Origin of the sequence: Acinetobacter sp. OYA S30, assembly GCF_033599315.1 — a bacterium.
In the GTDB taxonomy this organism is placed as follows: Bacteria; Pseudomonadota; Gammaproteobacteria; order Pseudomonadales; family Moraxellaceae; genus Acinetobacter; species Acinetobacter baumannii.
The window spans coordinates 1-1,141 of record NZ_JAWVAV010000120.1; the positions used below are offsets into that span (position 1 = coordinate 1).

Sequence of the window (1,141 nt, forward strand, 5' to 3'; positions counted from 1 at the left end):
CGGTGCATATGACGGTGAAACCAACATTGTTGATATTGCCGGCGCATCGGTAGAAGTCTTTCGACCAGGTGTAGATATTGTTTCAGGTGAGCCATATTTTTCGCTTGGTACCGAAATTACCACGCCGCCACTAACGGTTCAGCATCAAAACTCGGTGAATGGCCAGATCTTGCGTCCGGCTGATACACAAAGCTTGGAAGGTACCAACTATCTTCTTTTTGCATATCCAAATGAGATCTTGCGTGCATCTGCAAACAATACTGATTTAACCACTAAGTTTGTTAGTAATGACCGGGTAGAAATCACAAATGCTTCGTTTACTTTTAACGGCCAGACTTATGATTTAAACGGTACATATAGCGTTCTATCGGTAGCTGATGACCGTATGGCATTGTCTAATCCGGCTGCGGTAAACTCCAACTGGTTAAAGCTTAAAGAGTTAAGTAACCAACAAACAACAGCTTTATCACCAAAGATAAGTTCAATAGGTGAAAAGTGGATTGGTCCATTCATTCTGGACAATGTTGAACGAAGTCGGGTGCTATGTAACTTTGTGGCCACAAATGGACTTTACACAGTTTCTTCAGGTGGAAATCAGGGAGCTGTAAACGTCACGATTGAAGTTGAAGTAACACCGGTTAATGAATCTGGTGCAGCCATTGGCAATCCAATGCTGAAGCAGATCATTCTAAAGGGTTCAGCAAAGTCACGTCAGACCGTTGGTGCAACACTTGATATGGTCACGTTTCAGGGGCGCTGTAGCGTCCGTGCACGCCGTTTAACTCCAACTCCGGCAGTTACAACAGTAGTTGATGAAGTAAAGTGGCAGGCGCTTTACGGTGCTTATCCTTTGCAAAGCACAGTATATGAACATGAAACAGTTTTTCGTGCACGTACTTATGCAACCACTGGAGCTTTATCTGTTAAGTCCCGTAAGATCAATTTCGATCTTCAGCGAATGTTGCCGACTTATAAAAATGGGGCAATGACGACAGAGCTATTTCCAACATCGAGCTTTGCTGATGCTTTGGTATCTATGGCACTCGATGACAAGATTGGCCGCCGTTCGATCGATGAGATTGATCTTGAAAACATCTATCGGACTTATAACGATGTAGTTGATTATTTTGGTACTCCACTA

The 1,141-nt window shown here is 43.4% G+C and carries 1 protein-coding gene; it reads left to right on the forward strand.

Annotated elements, in window-relative coordinates; genetic code table 11:
- Positions 1-1,141 (forward strand): host specificity factor TipJ family phage tail protein (locus R5R67_RS19395; RefSeq protein ID WP_318755199.1); only part of this gene is annotated, 1,141 nt, incomplete at both ends.